Source organism: Chryseobacterium sp. GTID13 (assembly GCF_056172655.1).
The window spans coordinates 1970324-1984583 of sequence record NZ_JAOCMB010000005.1 but is presented as its reverse complement, the minus strand read 5'-3'; the positions used below and the strand labels follow the sequence as shown (position 1 = coordinate 1984583).

Genomic DNA, 14260 nt, shown 5'->3' with positions numbered 1-14260 from the left:
TTAAATATTTGTTTTAAATTAAAATTCATCATTTAGTGATTTCTGAATAGTGTTTTTTTGTGTTTTTATTTTTATTCATTCATTTGGTATTTATTGTTTTGTTGTGTTTTTTTTATTAGTATTTCAGTTTCTTAATAAAACATGAAATAGATTACGTTGATTTATTTAGTGTTTTTTTTATAAAAAATTTAATTTTAAATAATATGTTAACTGTTGATAGCTGTATCGTTTTGCAGTTAAATATTTATTGTAAAAACATTTTATTATTAAATTTTCAGCAAATTTATACAAAATTACTTTATAATGTTGACTAAAACCCTGTATTTTAGGGACTTGATTCACTGCTTAGGGAATCGGACCCCAATATTTCCAATGTCAATGGAAGGTTGCAATTAGTTTTAAATTCTATAATTAAAACGTTAAAAGTTTGTTAAGATTTCAAATAGGCATAAAAAAGCACGCAAAGAAGCGTGCTTTTAACTATGTTGATGTTTATTATTTATGAATCCTATGCTTCACAAGCTGAACAAGTTACAAAATTCACCATCATTTCTTTAGAGACAGATGAACTTCTCTGGTAATAAAGGGTTTTTACACCTTTTTTCCAAGCTTCGATATAAAGGTAATTTACATCTTTTACCGGCATTGTAGAAGGAATCTGTAGGTTCAGAGACTGAGCCTGATCAATATATTGCTGTCTTTGAGCAGCCTGAGAGATAATTTCCATCGGGGAAATTTCTTTAAACGTTTTGAATACTGCTTTCTCTTCGTCTGTAAGCTCTTTAAGGTGTTGTACAGAACCGTGGTTAAGCATGATCGTTCTCCATGTTTCTTCGTTGTCAAGACCTTTTTCTTCCAGTAATTTTGCTAAATATTTGTTCTTACGCATAAAGTTTCCTTTCGCAAGACCTGCTTTATAATAGTTGGAAGCAAACGGCTCAATACCAGGGAAGTCTGTCCCAAGATCGCAGAGCTTGAAGTGGTAGGAGCAATGGCCATTGTTGTGGTATTTCTCAATCCGTATCCTTTCAGTAATTCCGGTTCACCATAGATGTTGGCAAGCTCTCTTGAAGCTGTTTCCGCCTGTTCTTTGATATGTCTGAAAGCCCTTGCATTGAACTGAGTGGCTTCAAAGCTCTCAAAAGGTATCATGTTTTTCTGTAAATAAGAATGGTATCCTAGAACTCCCAATCCAAGGGCTCTGTGACGCAATGCGAAGTTTCTTGCTCCCTGCAGGTAATAGTTTCCTTCCGTTTTTTCGATAAACTCAGTTAAAACAGCATCCAGGAAGTAAACAGCCAGTTTTACGGCGTCTGTATCTTTCCATTCGTCATACAGTTCCAGGTTCATGGAAGACAGACAGCAGATGAAAGATTCTTCTCTGGTAGAAGGAAGCATGATTTCAGAGCAAAGGTTACTTGCATTAACAGGCATTCCAAGATCTTTATAAACCTGTGGTTTGTTTCTGTTTACATTGTCAGTAAAGAAAATATATGGAAGACCTTTCTGCTGACGACTTTCAAGAACTCTTGCCCAGATCTTACGCTTATCCATATCTCCATCGATCATATCCTGCATCCAGTAATCAGGAACACAAATTCCTGTAAATAAGTTCTGGATCGGGCTTCCGATGTCTTTAATGGATAAAAATTCTTCAATATCACCGTGGTCGATATCCAGATAAGCGGCAAATGCCCCTCTTCTTACCCCTCCCTGTGAAACTACATCCATCGCGGTATCGAATAACTTCATGAACGAAACCGCTCCTGAAGATTTTCCGTTATCCGTTACGGCAGTTCCTCTGTTTCTCAGTTCCCCGAAATATCCTGAAGTTCCACCTCCGATTTTCGTCTGCATGATCACTTCACCCATTTTGTGGGTAATGCCTTCAATGCTGTCCGGAATGTGTACGTTGAAGCATGAAATTGGAAGACCTCTCTGGGTTCCCATATTTGCCCATACAGGAGAGGAGAAGCTGATCCATCCTTTGGTGATCATTTCTTTGAAAGCAGGCTGTAATTCCGGCTTGTATAATTTTTTGGCAGCAGCAGTAGTGATTCTGTCGATGGCTCCGTCTACAGTTTCTCCTTTTAACAGATAGCCTCTGTTCAGCATTTGCTCGGACTCTTCATTGAGCCACCATATATTTGAATTTTGTTCTTCCATAGATGTTTATATTTTCAAATTCCAGGACCGTGTTTATGCTCCGGAATTTTGTTGCTTTATATTGATTGTAATATTTCCACTTTGTGCGTACCGTTCAGGCCGCTTTCATCTCTTAACCGCTGAAATTCTTTAAAAGAAGGTGTGTTTAAAACCTCATGCTGAACTTCTTCATTGATATAATTTGAATAATGTAAAAAAGTAACACCGTCTTCTTTTACATAAACCTTATACTCAAATGTTTCCTGATCCAGGTTTTTGAAATCTTCCAGAAACTTTTGAATATGGGTTTTGTTTTCTGAAACGTATTCAGGGTTTACGGTGTAGGTTACAATTACATTGATCATTATTGTACTTTAAGCTATTTTAATGAATTTATTAAATATGCTCCGGCAAGCTCAGCATAGCATTTTGCTAATACTAACTGTTTTGCCGCTCGTTTCGCTCGCGCTTTTTCCTGTTTAGAACAAATCGTTCGCTGTAATACTTTTGTCGTGTTTCGTGTAATCTACCGGTCTTTTTGCGAAGAAATCATCCATAGAATTGGCAAAAACTTCCTCTTCAAACCATTTCATTGGACGGTATTGCTCAGGGGAAACGTTGTAACGGGTTTCCATGTTGATTTTCTTTAAGCTGTCGTCTACACGGTACTTCATAAAGTTCAGAAGGTCTTCTTTGGAGAAAACACTTAATTCTCCTAACTCAAAGATCCAGTCAAGGATTTCGCCTTCCAGCTCGATGGACTGATCTACCAATGTGTAGATGTCTTCGATATCTGAATCTGTTAACAGATCCGGCTGTTCTTCACGGATTTTATTGATCAGATAGATTCCTGCATTGGCGTGGATCTGTTCGTCTACAGAAGTCCAGGCAATGATATTGGAAACATTCTTCATAAATCCTTTGAATCTTGTGAAAGAAAGGATGATGGCAAATTGTGAGAAAAGCGATACGTTTTCAATCAGGATGCTGAATAATAAAAGAGAAGAAACGTATTCTTTTGGCGTAGTGGAATTGGCGTGCTTCAGGACATTGGACAGGAAGTCAATTCTCTTTTTCACGGCAGGAATTTCCACAACATAATTAAATTCTTCATTATATCCTAAAACCTCTAACAGTCGGGAATAAGCTTCCGAATGACGGAATTCACATTCTGCAAAAGTAGCTCCAAGTCCGTTAAGTTCAGGTTTTGGCAAGTGGTTGTATAGGTTTCCCCAGAATGTCTTTACAGACACCTCGATCTGTGCAATCGCTAAAAGTGCGTTTTTCACAGCATGTTTTTCATGTGGCTCCAACTGCGAATGAAAATCCTGAACATCTGCAGTAAAATCCACTTCCGAATGCACCCAGAACGATTTGTTGATCGCCTCTACAAACTGAAGAACCTCAGGGTATTCAAATGGCTTGTAACTTACTCTTTTATCAAAAATTCCCATATTTAAAATATCTTTAAAATTAAATAATCTGCATCACTGTGGATAACTTTGAAGCAATGCTTAACTTGTTGTAGGTTTGGTATTTACGTTTGAAACATATTCACATTGACTGGTGTCGGTTTCTTGTAAAGAACTAATGACAAAGTTCGAAAAAAGAAACGATTTTGAAAGGGGTAAATACTAATTGGCTGAGTTTTAACTGTAAAAGTTTTCCACATTTACATGAAACCAGCACAGATAATGGCTTACGGAGGGTTACAGGCAGAAAATAAATGAAAAATTCAAGTTACAGTTAAACGCTTTTGTGTAATGTATTGTTAATAAAGGTTTAATTTGTTAAACAATAAAATATTCGAATAAATTATTGTTCTTGTAACAAATTGAAAATATCATCTACTTATTGGGTATAAAACAAGCACCACTTAATGTTAGTAATTCAGGATTTACATAAATCATACGATACGGGAAAAAGCAAGCTGCACGTTCTGAAAGGGATTAATCTTAATATTTCCGAAGGCGAGTTTGTCTCTATTATGGGGAGTTCCGGTTCCGGAAAATCCACGCTTCTTAACATCATCGGTATTCTGGATGAAAAAGATTCAGGGACTTATGAGCTGGATGGGGTTCCTATTGAGCATTTGTCTGAAGTGAAAGCTGCAGAGTACAGAAGCAAATTTCTGGGCTTTATTTTTCAGTCTTTCAACCTGATCAGCTACAAAACGGCTCTTGAAAATGTAGCCCTTCCTTTATACTACCAGAATGTTCCCAGAAAAGAGCGTAACCAAAAAGCACTGGAATACCTGGAAAAAGTGGGTCTCGGACAATGGGCAGGCCACCTTCCCAATGAGCTTTCCGGAGGGCAGAAGCAAAGAGTAGCTATCGCAAGGGCTCTGATTACAGATCCTAAAGTCGTTCTGGCGGATGAACCAACCGGAGCACTGGATTCCAAAACCACACATGATATTATGAAGCTTCTTCAGGATATCAATAATGAGGGAAGAACCATCATTGTGGTAACCCACGAACCTGATGTAGCCGCCCAAACGAAAAGAAACGTAATCCTGAAGGATGGCATCATAGAAAGTGATGAGTTTATTAAGCAGATTGTTTTATAAAATTTGCTGATTTGAAAATTTGATAATGAGATAATTTGAAAATTTAGAGCTCGATTTTTTTTTAATCTTTTAATTTTTCAATCTTTTAATACAATAAAAAATGTTTGACCTAGATCGTTGGCAGGAAATATTCAGTTCTATTCGCAGTAATGTATTGCGAACAGTGCTTTCGGGGTTTACGGTAGCTTTGGGGCTGTTTATTTTTGTTGTTCTTTTCGGAATAGGAAAAGGGCTTCAGAATGCCTTTACCGAAGGTTTTGCAAGAGATGCACAGAATCTTATCACGATACTTACGGGTAAAACCACGATAGCGTATAAAGGACTTCAGTCTGACAGGACAGTCACAATGGATAATGATGACTATGATTTTCTGATCAATACCGACAAAGAAAAAGTAGGGGATGCCAGTCCAAGATACAGCACCAATTTAATGGTGAAATACGGGAAAGAAAGCGGAACTTACCAGATCAACGGTGCAGAGCCCGGAGAACAGGTTATTGAAAACCGAAAGATGATTGACGGACGCTATCTTTCGCCAATGGACCTTGAGAGAAAGCTGAATGTAGCTGTAATCGGAAGAATGGTTCAGCGTGACCTGATCAAAAACGGAAGCCCGGTAGGGAAGGACCTTAATATCAATGGAACCATGTTCAAGGTAGTAGGTGTTTTTTCCGATGATGGAGGCGACTGGGACGAAAGGCATATCACGGTTCCCATTACAACGCTTCAGCAAATGAAAAAGGGTTCTGATACAGTATCTACCACATTTATTGCCTACAACGAAAAGCTGACTCCTCAGGAAGCCATTAAATATGGTGATGAGCTGAAAGACAGGTTAAAAGCAAGAAAAAACGTTGCTCCTGATGATGAAAACGGGGTCCGCGTCTGGAATAATGCCCGGAACATGAACGAGACCTTTCAGTTTATGGCAGTTCTTACCCTTATTGTAGGTTTTATCGGGCTGGGAACATTGCTGGCAGGAATTATCGGGATCAGTAACATCATGGTATATATCGTAAAAGAAAGAACCAAGGAAATAGGTGTCCGTAAGGCAATTGGTGCCAAACCAAGAAGTATTGTCGCCCTTATTGTACAGGAAAGTGTTGTGATCACAGTAATTTCAGGAATTATTGGAGTTGCCGTAGGAGTATTGGCACTTAACTTAATAGGAGACAGCCTTGAAGAATATTTTATTAAAAACCCTAGTGTGGGATGGGGGACCATTTTTATGGCATTTATTGCACTGATATGTTCAGGGCTTATTGCAGGATTTGTTCCGGCATACAGAGCTTCAAGGATCAAACCGATAGAGGCACTGAGAACGGAATGATGATGTGTTAATGTGAGGATTGGTTGATCCGAAGATGAAATGATAAAACGAATCAAAACATCACTTATCATTCATCAATGATCATTTATAATATAATAAAACTTATAACTCAAAGAAGTGAACATTTTATTTAAAAAAGATACGTGGCAGGAAATTTATTATTCACTGAGGAATAATAAGCTTCGGACGTTCCTTACCATGATTGGTGTGGGTTGGGGAATGTTTTTGTATGTGAGTCTTCTTGGGGCTGCAAAAGGGATGGAAAACGGTTTTGATAAATTATTTTCCGGATTCGCCACCAACTCCATTTTTCTTTGGGCTCAGAAAACCTCCATTCCGTATGACGGATTTCCTAAGGGAAGAGAAGTGCACCTCAATCTATCCGATATGGAAATGCTGAAAAGAAAAGTGACCGCCATAGATTATATCTCACCTCAAAATGCAAGAGGAAGTTTTACCGGTACACCAGGCGAATCCATGTCAAGAAATGGTAAAAACGGGACCTATTCTCTTACCGGAGATTATTCGGTGGGAAATAAAATATCTGAAAAGAAACTTATTTTCGGGCGTTACATTAATGATGCTGATGTTCAGGGAAACAAAAATGTAGTGGTTATCGGAGAAGAGATCTATAAGAATTTTTTTGATGCCAAGAAAAAGAAGATCCCGTTGGAAAGCAGGTCAATATAAAAGGATTATTTTTTAATGTAATCGGCGTTTTCAGAGTGAAAAAAGGAGGTGGATTCGAAAACGACCGAACTGCTTTTATCCCTCTTTCAACCTATACAAAAATGTATAATGCGGGAGAACAGATTGACATGTTTGCGATCGTGAGTAAACCCAATGCCAACGTAAACGGGGTGGAAGAAGATGTGAAACAGGTTTTGAAGAATAAAAATAAAGTATCTCCGGAAGATACCAATGCCTTCGGAAGTTTCAATCTCGGAAAAGAATTTAAGAAACTTACAGGTTTTCTTACGGGAATGCAGCTTTTAACAATCATCGTAGGAACGCTTACCATTCTTGCAGGAGTTATCGCCATCTCGAATATCCTTCTGATTACCGTAAAGGAAAGAACCAAAGAAATCGGAATACGAAGAGCTTTAGGAGCAAAGCCGGCTGAAGTAAGAAACCAGATTCTTCTTGAAAGTGTAGTGATTACCCTGTCGTCTGGAATTCTCGGATTCATGTGTGGAATTTTCGTTCTCATCATTTTAAATATGGTGACCCAGAATCAGGACGATTTTCCATTCTATAATCCGACCGTAAATTATGGAAACGTGTTCGGGGCTATGGCTGTGATGGTGATCCTTGGCCTGATTATCGGGATGATTCCGGCACAGCGTGCAGTAAAAATCCGTCCGATTGAAGCATTGAGATCAGAGTAATGTGATGATATGATGATGTGTTAATTTGAAAATTTGAAATTGATGACCGATTTTTTAATGTTTAAATTTTTTAATCATTAAATATTTAAATAAACTAATAACTTTTTTAATAGTAAAAATAAACTAGATATATGAAAAAGAAATTCACTTGGAAAAAAGCCATTTATATTGTACTAGGGCTTTTATTTGCAGTGGCGTTGTTCTCCGGGATCGGGTATCTCGTGAAATCAAATTCTAAACAGAGTGAAGCTTTCCTGACCAGAAAACCAAAGTACCAGGATATGGAAGACAAGGTAATGGCTACAGGAAAGATTATTCCAAAAGAAGAGATCGAGATCAAACCGAATATTGCCGGGATCATTGATAAAATTCTGGTAGATGAAGGAGATAAGGTAGAAGCAGGACAGCTGATTGCAACCGTGAGAATCATTCCTAATATTGCTGATGTAAACAATGCTCAGCAGGAAGTAGTGAATTCCCAGCTGCAGATCAGCAATGCTAAAATGAATGTGGATAACATGCAGAAGCAGTTCGCCATGCAGGAAAAACTATATAAGCAAGGGGTTATTTCCAAGCAGGAGTATTTAAACTCTCAGCAGCAGCTGTTTTCACAACAGCAGGCTCTTAAAAATGCCAATCAGCAGTTGGCTACCGCTCAAAAAAGATTACAGATTGTAAAAACGGGAGCTACTCCGGAACTTCAGGGTCTTGCAACAACGCAGATCCGTTCCAAGGCAGCAGGTACCGTTCTTGAGGTTCCTGTGAAAGTAGGAAGCCAGGTAATTGAAGCCAACTCATTCAATGCAGGAACGACGATCTGTTCCATTGCAGACCTTAATTCTTTAATCTTCCAGGGAGAAATAGACGAAGCACAGGCCGGAAAACTGAAACAGGGAATGGATATGAAAATCGTGATCGGAGCCCTTCAGAACAAAACATTCCCGGGAAAACTGACCATGATTGCCCCTAAAGGAAAAGATAATCTGGGAACCATAAAATTCCCGGTAGAAGGGGATGTAAACAATCCTAACAACGAATACATCAGAGCAGGATTTTCTGCCAACGGAGAAATTGTGCTGAAATCTGAGAAAAATGCATTGCTGCTGGACGAATCCCTGATTCAGTACGAAAAGAAAAACGGCAAAGACACCCCTTTTGTAGAAGTGAAGCAGCCTGATGGAAAATTCAAAAAAGTGTATGTAAAATTGGGTGCCAGCGACGGGATCAACGTACAGATCCTTTCAGGAATTACCAAAGACTCTGAAGTGAAAGTCTGGAACCCTTCCGATAAAGATAAAGAAGAACTTAAAGAAAAGAAAAAATAGTAAACTATCACTATATATTTAAACTGTCTGATCCCGGGAAACTTTTCCGGGATTTTTTATTGACGAACCGATGTAATGAATATTTTTAATAAATTGTCTTAAAATAGAAAATAACCGTACAACATCATAACTGATGAAGAAAAGCTACCTCCTTCTCATTTTCTTTGTGATTGCAAAATTTATCCTGCAATATTCCCTGATCAGCCCTGAATATGAGCTCCACAGGGACGAATACCTCCATCTGGATCAGGCCAACCATCTTGCCTGGGGATACCTTTCCGTTCCTCCCGTGAATTCATGGCTGGCATGGCTCATTAAAATACTCGGGGGATCCGTATTCTGGGTTAAATTCTTTCCGGCTCTTTTCGGAGCACTGACTCTTGTTGTCGTATGGAAAATCATTGAAGAGCTTAAAGGTAGCTTATATGCTCAAATCTTAGCCTCAACGGGTATTTTACTTTCCGTACTTCTCAGGATCAATATGCTTTTTCAGCCTACTTCCCTGGAAATCCTGCTGTGGACCCTTATGTATTATATGCTGATCCTGTATTTTAATTCAGAAAAAGTAAAATGGCTTTATAGTGCAGCAGTAATCTTCGGAATAGGTTTTCTGAATAAATATAATATAGCCTTTTCCGTGCTTGGACTGATCCCTGCCATTCTGCTGACCCGGCAAAGAAAGATCTTTCTTCAGCCCCATCTTTACGGAGCGGCATTGGTAGCTTTATTGATTATGCTTCCTAACCTGATCTGGCAGTATAAATTTGATTTTCCGGTTGTTTCCCATATGAAAGAACTTTCGGAAAGGCAATTGGTTCATGTTGACCGGTTCGTTTTTTTAAATCCCAGATCCTTTTCTTTATAGGCTCGTTACTGGTAATCATAGCAGGATTTTATGCGCTGCTGTTTTATAAACCGTTTGAGAAATTCAGATCCTTCTTTTGGGCATATGTCATCACTATTGCCCTGTTTTTATTTTTCAGGGCTAAAGATTACTACGCTGTTGGACTTTATCCGGTTTTCATAGCATTCGGGGCTGTTTTTCTGGCGCACATCTTTGATAATGGCTGGAAAAGGTATCTTAAACCTGTTTTTATCCTCATTCCTGTTCTTCTGTTTCTGCCTTTGTACAACCTTGCTTTTCCCAATAAAAGTCCCAAATACATCGTCAGCCACCCCGAAAAATATGAAAAGATGGGTTTGCTCCGCTGGGAAGATGGTAAAGACCATCCGCTGCCTCAGGATTTTGCAGATATGCAGGGATGGAAGGAGCTTGCCCAAAAAGTTGATAAGGAATATTCGCTGCTTTCACAAAGCGGCAGGACTTTAGTGCTTTGTGATAATTATGGGCAGGCAGGAGCTATTAATTACTATTCCAAAAAAGGAGTAAGGGCGGTCTCATTCAATGCAGATTATCTCAATTGGTTTGATCTTAGTAAAAAATTTGATAACCTGATCCGTGTAAAAGAAGCTTCCACTGAGGATAATGAACTGAAAGAAACAGGTTCTTATTTTGAAACCTCCAAAGCGGCAGATTCTATTGTCAATAGATTTGCCCGGGAAAAAGGAACCACTGTTTTCAGCTTCAAAGGAGCCAAAATTGATATCCGGCCAAGAATTGCGGATGAAATCAATGAAGTGAAACACAGGTATCAATAAATGGCAGCTGATTTTAAATTGTACAGGTTTAAAATCAGCTGTTTCAGTTATAATGAGTTTATAATATGTACATTAAATAATATTGGCAAATATTAACGCAACATTGTTTCATTAATGAAATATTATTTATCTTTGTAAAGCAAATAGACGAATAAGCAAAACCGGAATTGTCCACTTTGCTATCAATTATCAATCATCAATCATCAATTATTAACTAACCATCAACTATCACTTAAATGAAAAATTTTGATGTCATCATTATAGGAGGGAGCTATGCAGGATTATCCGCAGGGATGTCTCTGGGAAGATCATTAAGAAACACCCTGATTATTGACAGCGGTAAACCATGCAACAGGCAGACTCCACACTCCCATAACTTTATCACTCACGATGGGAAAGCGCCGAAGGAAATTTCTGATCTTGCCCGGGAACAGGTCGCAGCATATGATACCGTAAAATTTCATGAAGGTCTTGTAGTAGCTTTAAAGAAAACAGATGAAGGATTTGAAGCGGAAACCTCCACAGGTGAAAAATTCTATGCTAAAAAGCTCATCCTGGCATCAGGAGTAAAAGATATTATGCCGGAGATTCCGGGATTTGCGGAATGCTGGGGAATTTCAGTACTGCATTGTCCCTACTGTCACGGTTATGAAGTAAAAAATGAAGTGACAGGAATACTTTCAGATGGTGACATGGCTTACGAATTTTCAAAGATAGTCTATAACCTGACCAAAGATCTTTTTTTATTCAGCAATGGGCAGTCGAAGCTTTCAAAAGATCAGAAAAATAAACTTGCTCATAATAATATCAGTTTAGTTGAAGATGAAATTGAAAAAATAGAGCATGAAAAAGGCTACATCCGGAAAATAATCTTTAAAAGCGGAAAAGAAATTTCTTTACAGGCCCTGTACGCTAAAATCCCGTTTGAACAGAATATCAATGTCTCGGAAGACCTGGGTTGTGAGCTTACTGAACACGGATTTATTAAAATTGATGATATGCATAAAACCAATATTCCCGGTGTTTTTGCCTGCGGAGATAATGTAACCATGATGAGATCTGTTGCCAATGCTGTCGCACAGGGGAATTTTACAGGAGCTATTGTCAACAAGGAGCTTGCAGATGAAGAGTTTTAATTCTATATTATAAATTGGTGCGGTCCCTGCGGAAGTTTCTGCGGGGATTTTTTTATTAATATTTTGTTGTGAAAATTTATTATCGTAATATTGCGATATAATTAACATCATGGGAGCTACTAAAACAGATTTCTTTGCGGATGAACAGAATAAAATAGCAGTCATTGCAAAAGCTTTGGGGCATCCTGCAAGAATTGCCATCATCGAATATCTTTTGAAAGTCAATGAATGCATCTGCGGTGATATTGTCAATGAACTTCCTCTTGCACAACCCACCGTCTCACAGCATTTAAAAGAATTGAAGAACGCAGGTCTTATTAAAGGGAATATTGAAGGGAATTCTATATGTTACTGTATTGATGAAAAGGCTTTTGAAATTTTAGCTGTTTTCTTTTCAAACATTATCTCGACGGTTAAAAAGCAGAAATGTTGTTAAAATTTTTTTGACTTCTATTATCGTAATATTGCATTATAACAATTAAAACATCATTTATGAAACTATCGGATATCAAAAACATTTTACCTACACTGGATAATGTTGAATTTCAGCTTGAAAACGGGAAATTTGTACCGGAACACTTTCACGTCACAGAAATAGGAAGCGTAACTAAAAATTTTATCGACTGTGGAGGGACTATCAGAAAAGAAGAGCGGATCAATTTCCAGCTTTGGAACGCAGATGACTATGACCATCGTCTTAAACCCGGAAAGCTATTACATATCATTAACTTGTCTGAAGAGAAGTTGGGAATCGGAGACTTTGAAATTGAAGTGGAATGCCAGGATCAGACTATTGGGAAATATGATCTGGAATTTAACGGTAAAAACTTTATTCTGAAAAATAAACAGACCGCCTGTTTAGCTCAGGAAGCTTGTGGAATTCCTCAGGAAAAGCAAAAAATAAATCTGAGTCAGCTGAAGACTGGCCAGAGTTCTTGCTGTACACCGGACTCGGGTTGCTGTTAATTTTAACTTTATAATAGTGAAAATGTATCCTAAATTGTCAGAATATATAGAGCAGATTCTTGTTCAGGAAATCAGTGATGAAAGAAAAACGGTGCTGCAGCCATTAATAGATTTTGTAAAACAGAAAAAATTAAATCAGGAACCAATAGATATTAATTTCATCTGTACTCACAACTCGCGGAGAAGTCATTTGGCTCAGATATGGGCACAAACGGCATCGGCCTATTTTAACATCTCTGATGTACAATGCTATTCCGGAGGGACAGAAACAACTGCTTTATTTCCTAAAGTTGCTGAAACATTAATAGAATCCGGTTTTTATATCTGGAAATTAAGCGAAGGTAAAAACCCTGTATATGCGGTAAAATACTCTGAAAATGCTTTACCAGTTATTGGATTTTCTAAAAAGTATGATGATGCTTTTAATCCGGATTCCGGTTTTGCGGCAGTCATGACCTGCTCACAGGCAGATGGAGGCTGTCCTTTCATTCCAGGAGCAGAGAAACGTATTCCCATTACATTTGAAGATCCGAAAGTTTCAGATAATACACCTCTGCAAACTGACGTATATAAAGAAAGAAGTCTGCAAATCGGAGCTGAAATGTTTTATGTTTTTTCTAAAATTAGTAATTAAAAATGAAACCCAAATTAAAATTTCTAGACAGGTATTTGACGCTTTGGATTTTCCTGGCAATGATAATAGGAATTGGTCTGGGACATTTTTTTCCTGGTATTTCCGTATTGGCAAATTCACTTTCTTCCGGCACTACTAATATACCTCTGGCTATCGGGCTGATCCTGATGATGTACCCGCCCCTTGCAAAAGTAGATTATAGTCTGTTGCCACAAGTACTTAAAGATAAAAAAGCTATATCTGTTTCATTATTGTTAAACTGGGTTATTGGACCCGTTTTAATGTTCGTTTTAGCCATTATCTTCCTTAAAAACGAACCGGAATTTATGATAGGGCTTATCCTGATAGGTCTTGCGAGGTGTATTGCAATGGTTGTTGTCTGGAATGATCTGGCAAAAGGAAACCGGGAATATGCAGCTTTGCTGATTGCTTTAAACAGTATTTTTCAGATTATATCATATAGCTTTCTGGTGTGGTTATTTATTAATATTCTTCCGCGAAAATTAGGATTGGGCAATTTTAATATCTCTGTACCGGTCCGGGACGTGACTGAAAGTGTTTTAATGTATCTTGGAATACCTTTTCTGGCAGGCTTTTTATCCCGTTATTTTCTCATAAGATCCAAAGGAAAAGAATGGTACAACCGAAAATTCATTCCCCGGATTTCGCCTATTACTTTGTATGCGTTATTATTTACCATCGTCTTAATGTTTAGTTTAAAAGGTGATAAAATATTGGAACTGCCTATGGATGTTGTGAAAATTGCAGTACCACTCATCATTTATTTTGTATTGATGTTTTTTATTAGCTTTTTGATAAATAAAATGATAGGAATTCCTTACGATAAGAATATTTCAATAGCTTTTACTGCTACGGGAAATAATTTTGAATTGGCTATTGCCGTTAGTATTGCCGTTTTTGGGATCCATTCGTCTCAGGCTTTTGTAGGTGTTATTGGCCCTTTGGTAGAAGTTCCGGTGTTAATTTTATTGGTTAAGGTAAGCTTATACCTCAAAAAAAGATACAACCTGATATGAAAAAACCTGTCAATGATAAATAAATCGGTAAATAAATGATATCTGGAATTTTGTTCCAAAATCATACTTTC

General features: G+C 37.8%; 13 protein-coding genes and 2 pseudogenes. 11 read left to right on the top strand and 4 right to left on the bottom strand.

Annotated elements, in window-relative coordinates:
• Positions 1–508: 508 nt before the first annotated feature.
• The 3 genes and pseudogenes from N4G44_RS15905 to N4G44_RS15895 all read right to left on the bottom strand — a co-directional run bounded on the left by N4G44_RS15905 (position 509) and on the right by N4G44_RS15895 (position 3599).
• Positions 509–2166 (bottom strand): annotated as a pseudogene (locus N4G44_RS15905) (ribonucleoside-diphosphate reductase subunit alpha).
• Positions 2167–2222: 56 nt separating this feature from the next.
• Positions 2223–2510, bottom strand: coding sequence for a hypothetical protein (locus N4G44_RS15900; protein ID WP_474928257.1), 288 nt, complete (start codon positions 2508–2510; stop codon positions 2223–2225).
• Between the two features lie 114 nt (positions 2511–2624).
• Positions 2625–3599, bottom strand: a complete 975-nt coding sequence (locus N4G44_RS15895) for a ribonucleotide-diphosphate reductase subunit beta (RefSeq protein WP_040997941.1) — start codon at positions 3597–3599, stop codon at positions 2625–2627.
• A 425-nt stretch (positions 3600–4024) separates the two neighbouring features.
• On the opposite strand from N4G44_RS15895, the gene N4G44_RS15890 reads away from it, so the two are divergent.
• The 5 genes and pseudogenes from N4G44_RS15890 to N4G44_RS15870 all read left to right on the top strand — a co-directional run bounded on the left by N4G44_RS15890 (position 4025) and on the right by N4G44_RS15870 (position 9622).
• Positions 4025–4714: an ABC transporter ATP-binding protein gene (locus N4G44_RS15890; RefSeq protein ID WP_048502390.1), complete on the top strand. Its 690-nt coding sequence runs from the start codon at positions 4025–4027 to the stop codon at positions 4712–4714.
• Positions 4715–4814: 100 nt separating this feature from the next.
• Complete coding sequence (locus N4G44_RS15885) at positions 4815–6044, top strand: ABC transporter permease (RefSeq protein WP_474928256.1); 1230 nt, start codon at positions 4815–4817, stop codon at positions 6042–6044.
• Between the two features lie 117 nt (positions 6045–6161).
• Positions 6162–7432, top strand: a pseudogene (locus tag N4G44_RS15880) (ABC transporter permease).
• 131 nt (positions 7433–7563) lie between these two features.
• Positions 7564–8757 (top strand): efflux RND transporter periplasmic adaptor subunit, encoded by a 1194-nt coding sequence (locus N4G44_RS15875; protein WP_474928255.1) that lies wholly within the window; start codon positions 7564–7566, stop codon positions 8755–8757.
• A 133-nt stretch (positions 8758–8890) separates the two neighbouring features.
• On the top strand, positions 8891–9622 hold the full coding sequence (locus N4G44_RS15870; protein WP_474928254.1) for a glycosyltransferase family 39 protein: 732 nt from the start codon (positions 8891–8893) through the stop codon (positions 9620–9622).
• A 107-nt stretch (positions 9623–9729) separates the two neighbouring features.
• On the opposite strand, the gene N4G44_RS15865 is transcribed toward N4G44_RS15870, so the two are convergent.
• Positions 9730–9933, bottom strand: coding sequence for a hypothetical protein (locus tag N4G44_RS15865; RefSeq protein ID WP_474928253.1), 204 nt, complete (start codon positions 9931–9933; stop codon positions 9730–9732).
• An 18-nt stretch (positions 9934–9951) separates the two neighbouring features.
• On the opposite strand from N4G44_RS15865, the gene N4G44_RS15860 reads away from it, so the two are divergent.
• The 6 genes from N4G44_RS15860 to arsB all read left to right on the top strand — a co-directional run bounded on the left by N4G44_RS15860 (position 9952) and on the right by arsB (position 14189).
• The gene (locus tag N4G44_RS15860) at positions 9952–10416 is read left to right on the top strand and encodes a hypothetical protein (protein WP_474928252.1); all 465 of its coding nucleotides are present in this window, start codon (positions 9952–9954) and stop codon (positions 10414–10416) included.
• A 236-nt stretch (positions 10417–10652) separates the two neighbouring features.
• On the top strand, positions 10653–11552 hold the full coding sequence (locus N4G44_RS15855) for an NAD(P)/FAD-dependent oxidoreductase (protein ID WP_474928251.1): 900 nt from the start codon (positions 10653–10655) through the stop codon (positions 11550–11552).
• A gap of 109 nt (positions 11553–11661) precedes the next feature.
• Positions 11662–11988, top strand: coding sequence for an ArsR/SmtB family transcription factor (locus N4G44_RS15850; protein ID WP_474928250.1), 327 nt, complete (start codon positions 11662–11664; stop codon positions 11986–11988).
• A 56-nt stretch (positions 11989–12044) separates the two neighbouring features.
• Complete coding sequence (locus N4G44_RS15845; protein WP_474928249.1) at positions 12045–12518, top strand: DUF6428 family protein; 474 nt, start codon at positions 12045–12047, stop codon at positions 12516–12518.
• A gap of 22 nt (positions 12519–12540) precedes the next feature.
• A complete protein-coding gene (locus tag N4G44_RS15840) occupies positions 12541–13152 on the top strand; it encodes an arsenate-mycothiol transferase ArsC (protein WP_474928248.1) in 612 nt (203 codons plus the stop codon).
• Between the two features lie 2 nt (positions 13153–13154).
• Positions 13155–14189, top strand: a complete 1035-nt coding sequence (gene arsB / locus N4G44_RS15835; protein WP_474928247.1) for an ACR3 family arsenite efflux transporter — start codon at positions 13155–13157, stop codon at positions 14187–14189.
• The last annotated feature ends 71 nt before the right edge of the window (positions 14190–14260 follow it).

Excerpts from the sequence above, each read along its gene's own strand:
- N4G44_RS15900 (WP_474928257.1), bottom strand. The coding sequence starts at position 2,510 with ATGATCAATGTAATTGTAACCTACACCGTAAACCCTGAATACGTTTCA.
- N4G44_RS15895 (WP_040997941.1), bottom strand. The coding sequence starts at position 3,599 with ATGGGAATTTTTGATAAAAGAGTAAGTTACAAGCCATTTGAATACCCT.
- N4G44_RS15890 (WP_048502390.1), top strand. The coding sequence starts at position 4,025 with ATGTTAGTAATTCAGGATTTACATAAATCATACGATACGGGAAAAAGC.
- N4G44_RS15885 (WP_474928256.1), top strand. The coding sequence starts at position 4,815 with ATGTTTGACCTAGATCGTTGGCAGGAAATATTCAGTTCTATTCGCAGT.
- N4G44_RS15875 (WP_474928255.1), top strand. The coding sequence starts at position 7,564 with ATGAAAAAGAAATTCACTTGGAAAAAAGCCATTTATATTGTACTAGGG.
- N4G44_RS15870 (WP_474928254.1), top strand. The coding sequence starts at position 8,891 with ATGAAGAAAAGCTACCTCCTTCTCATTTTCTTTGTGATTGCAAAATTT.
- N4G44_RS15860 (WP_474928252.1), top strand. The coding sequence starts at position 9,952 with ATGGGTTTGCTCCGCTGGGAAGATGGTAAAGACCATCCGCTGCCTCAG.
- N4G44_RS15855 (WP_474928251.1), top strand. The coding sequence starts at position 10,653 with ATGAAAAATTTTGATGTCATCATTATAGGAGGGAGCTATGCAGGATTA.
- N4G44_RS15850 (WP_474928250.1), top strand. The coding sequence starts at position 11,662 with ATGGGAGCTACTAAAACAGATTTCTTTGCGGATGAACAGAATAAAATA.
- N4G44_RS15845 (WP_474928249.1), top strand. The coding sequence starts at position 12,045 with ATGAAACTATCGGATATCAAAAACATTTTACCTACACTGGATAATGTT.
- N4G44_RS15840 (WP_474928248.1), top strand. The coding sequence starts at position 12,541 with ATGTATCCTAAATTGTCAGAATATATAGAGCAGATTCTTGTTCAGGAA.
- arsB (WP_474928247.1), top strand. The coding sequence starts at position 13,155 with ATGAAACCCAAATTAAAATTTCTAGACAGGTATTTGACGCTTTGGATT.